The sequence below is a fragment of the Candidatus Binatus sp. genome (assembly GCF_036567905.1).
GTDB lineage: Bacteria > Desulfobacterota > Binatia > Binatales > Binataceae > Binatus.
The window spans coordinates 1-3436 of record NZ_DATCTO010000070.1; the positions used below are offsets into that span (position 1 = coordinate 1).

The window sequence follows — 3436 nt, forward strand, 5'->3', positions numbered from 1 at the left end:
GCCGGCGCGGCGCCCGCCGCCAAAGCGGCAAGCCGCACGCTCGTGGCCTGCGGCGAAGCGGCGCGGCCGGCGGGCGAGCCGTACAAGACGATCGTCGCGCAGCTCAACGATATGTGGGCAACGAATTTCCCGGTTTACGAATCGCTCAAAGCCGACTCGCCTCACGCAAGCAGCGGCGGATGCATCTTCTACAACCGGCAGTTCCTCGACAGCCTGCTGCAACGGTGGATGAAAGTCGATGACCCCGATGCCGTTCGCCCGATGCTGTACGCGATCTTCGCGCACGAGATCGGCCATCTCGCGCACGGCGACTTCGATCCCGGCAGTGACAAAGTCCCGGTTAGGAACAAGGAACTCGCGGCGGATCAGTTCGCCGGTTACTCGCTCGAGCGGATGGGGATTCGGCGCCTCGATCCGGTCGAAGTGACGCGCTACTACCAGCTCACGGGTGACGACTTCGTCGGCGCCGCGTCGGGGCATGGCAGCGGCGGCGAGCGCACGACGGCGTTTCAGGACGGATGGCATCGCGCCGAAATCGGACTGCCCGAACAAGGCACGCAGCCCGCGGGCGGACTGGGTGAACCGTGAGCGCCTCGACCGTTTCGAATCGATTGCAGACCGCGCAGCACGCGACTGGCGGCGAATCCGGCGCGATCGACGCGCGCGCTCTCGGCTTTCGCTACGGCGATCGCGAGGCGCTCGGCGACGTGACTTTTTCGATCGCACGCGGCGAGGTATTTGGCTTCCTGGGACCCAACGGCGGTGGCAAGACCACCCTGTTCAAGTTGCTCTCGACGCTGGTGCCGATTCAATCAGGAAGCGCGCAAATGTTCGGTCACGACCTGGCGGGCGAAACCACCGCCGTGCGGCGACGGCTCGGCGTCGTGTTTCAGCATCCGAGTCTCGATGGCAAGCTGACGGCCGGCGAAAATCTCGCGGCTCACGGTCATCTATATGGAATCACCGGCCGGCGGCTGCGCGAGCGGATTGCGGCGATGCTCGAGCTCCTCAGATTGTCGGCGCGCGAACGCGACCGGGTAGAGACGTTGTCAGGTGGACTGCAGCGCCGGGTCGAGCTCGCCAAGGCTCTGCTCCACGAGCCGGAACTGCTGCTGCTCGACGAGCCCAGCACGGGCCTGGATCCGGCGGCGCGCCACGAGTTTTCGAATTACCTCGAGCATCTGCGCGAGCACGCGGGCGTGACCGTCGTGCTGACGACGCATTACATGGAAGAGGCGGAGCGATGCGATCGCATCGGGATGCTGCATCAAGGCAAGCTGGTCGCAATCGCGCCGCCGGGCGACCTCAAGTCCGAGGTCGGCGGTGACGTAATCGTGATCCGGGCGCAAGCGCCTGAACTCATGCAGCGGAAAATCCTCCAGCGCTTCAAGCTCGCGAGCCAACTCGTGGACGGCGCGATCCGTATCGAACGAATCCGCGGGCACGAATTGCTTCGCGAGCTGATCGACGCATTCGGCGACGAGATCGAATCGGTCTCATTGGGCAAGCCGACTCTCGAAGACGTATTCGTGCACCTGACCGGGCGCCAGTTCTTCGCCGATATGGCGCAGACGGAATAGACGGAGATGCGCGAAATTTTTCTTCAGGCCGCAACCCTCTGGCAGCGCGAGATCGTGCGCTTCATCCGCCAACCGATCCGCGTGATGAGCGCGATTGCGACGCCGCTGGTTTTCTGGCTGCTGCTCGGCGCCGGCCTGCAAGCGTCATTCAAGCCGAGCGGGATGCCGGCCGGCATCGGCTACGCGCAATACTTTTATCCCGGCGTGATCGTGCTGATGCTGCTGTTCACGGCGATCTTCGCGACCGCCTCGACCGTGGACGATCGGCACCAGGGTTTTCTGCAGGGCGTGCTGGTCGCGCCGATCTCACGCGCGACGATCGTGCTCGGCCAGGCGCTTGGCTGCACCACGCTGTCGCTGATGCAGGGAGCCATCTTTCTCGCGATGGCGCCGCTGGCGGGAATCCGCCTCAGCCTCGAAGCGATCGCGGTGTCGCTCGCGATGATGGCGCTGATCGCGTTCGCGATGACGAGCATCGGGCTGGCGATGGCGTGGCGGACGGAATCCACTCAGGGCTTCCACGCGTTCATGAACCTGCTGCTGCTCCCCATCTGGATGCTGTCGGGCGCGGTCTTTCCGGTGGCGGGCGCGCCGGCATGGTTTCAGTGGACGACGCGGTTGAATCCCCTGACCTACGCGGTGGACGCGCTGCGGCGCGGACTGTATCTCGCGGAGCCGGCCTCGAGCGGCGCGACGATGCCGATGGGATCGTCGGTGGCGATTGCGGTCGCGTTTGCCGCGTTCGCCTTTATCCTGGCGACGCGGGTCGCCCGCAACGCCTCGACGATTTAAGCGGCGATTCAGCGCGGCGGCATGCGCAGTGCGCCGTCGAGGCGAATCGTCTCGCCGTTGAGCATCACGTTCTCGACGATGTGGCGCGCGAGCGCCGCGTATTCAGACGGCTTGCCCAGCCGCTGCGGAAACGGAATCTGCGCGGCCAGCGCTTTGCGGTTCGCCTCGGGCAAACCCGCCAGCATCGGAGTCTCGAAAGTTCCCGGCGCGATCGTGCAGACGCGGATGCCGAGCGACGCCAGGTCGCGCGCTATCGGCAACGTCATCGCAACCACCCCGCCCTTCGACGCCGAATAAGCCACCTGCCCGATCTGTCCGTCAAACGCGGCCACCGACGCGGTGTTGACGATCACGCCGCGCTCGCCGTCGGCGCCGGGCTGATTTTTTGCCATCTGCGCCGCGGCCAGCCGCGTGACGTTGAAGGTGCCGATAAGATTCACCGCGATCACTTTGCTGAACAGGTCCAACGAATGCGGGCCTTCCTTGGTGACCGTGCGCATCGCGCGGCCGATACCGGCGCAGTTTATCGCGACATTAATCAGACCGAACTTCGCCACCGTTTTCGCAATCGCGTCGGTCACCTGATCGGCGCTGCCTACATCGGCCTGCACGAAGATCGCATTGGCGCCGAGCGACTCGGCGACTTTGGCGCCGGGCGACGACGGTAAATCGAGAATCGCCACCTTGGCGCCGGCCGACGCGAATTCGCGGACAGTCGCTTCGCCGAGTCCGGAACCGCCGCCGGTCACAAGTGCAACCGTATTTTTAAGATTCATAGCAACCTCGCGTGGATAGATGATGCAAACGCGACGACGTTATGGCCGCAGACGCGGCGATGCAACCGGCGTGGGTCCAGCGAAGGCGCGCCAACCTGTTGCAACTCCACAGTGAGGTCAGCCCCGCATCGATCTCTTTCTTTGTGTCCTTCTGAACGCAGTGAAGAATCCCGGATCCGGGTTCCTTCGACTCCGGCAGCCTTCGCTCAGGATGACACAAAAAAAGAGCGACCCTTTCCTCCCTCACCCCTGCACCCAGTATTAAGGCCGCCCGCCGTTGGCGGGCGC

At 64.6% G+C, this 3436-nt stretch carries 3 protein-coding genes and 1 pseudogene; 3 read left to right on the forward strand and 1 reads right to left on the reverse strand.

The genetic code is table 11. The annotated features are described in order from the left end of the window. The 3 genes and pseudogenes from VIO10_RS11325 to VIO10_RS11335 all read left to right on the forward strand — a co-directional run. Positions 1–588: pseudogene (locus VIO10_RS11325) on the forward strand (hypothetical protein); the annotation flags it as partial. Continuing rightward, complete coding sequence (locus VIO10_RS11330; RefSeq protein ID WP_331963918.1) at positions 585–1580, forward strand: ATP-binding cassette domain-containing protein; 996 nt, start codon at positions 585–587, stop codon at positions 1578–1580. The pseudogene VIO10_RS11325 and the gene VIO10_RS11330, both read left to right, overlap by 4 nt. A gap of 6 nt (positions 1581–1586) precedes the next feature. Continuing rightward, on the forward strand, positions 1587–2372 hold the full coding sequence (locus VIO10_RS11335) for an ABC transporter permease (protein ID WP_331963921.1): 786 nt from the start codon (positions 1587–1589) through the stop codon (positions 2370–2372). A gap of 8 nt (positions 2373–2380) precedes the next feature. Here the strand turns inward: VIO10_RS11335 and VIO10_RS11340 are convergent, their stop codons facing one another. After that, positions 2381–3148 carry a 3-hydroxyacyl-CoA dehydrogenase gene (locus VIO10_RS11340; protein ID WP_331963924.1) on the reverse strand — a complete coding sequence of 256 codons (768 nt, stop codon included), beginning with the start codon at positions 3146–3148 and terminating at the stop codon, positions 2381–2383. Positions 3149–3436 lie beyond the last annotated feature (288 nt).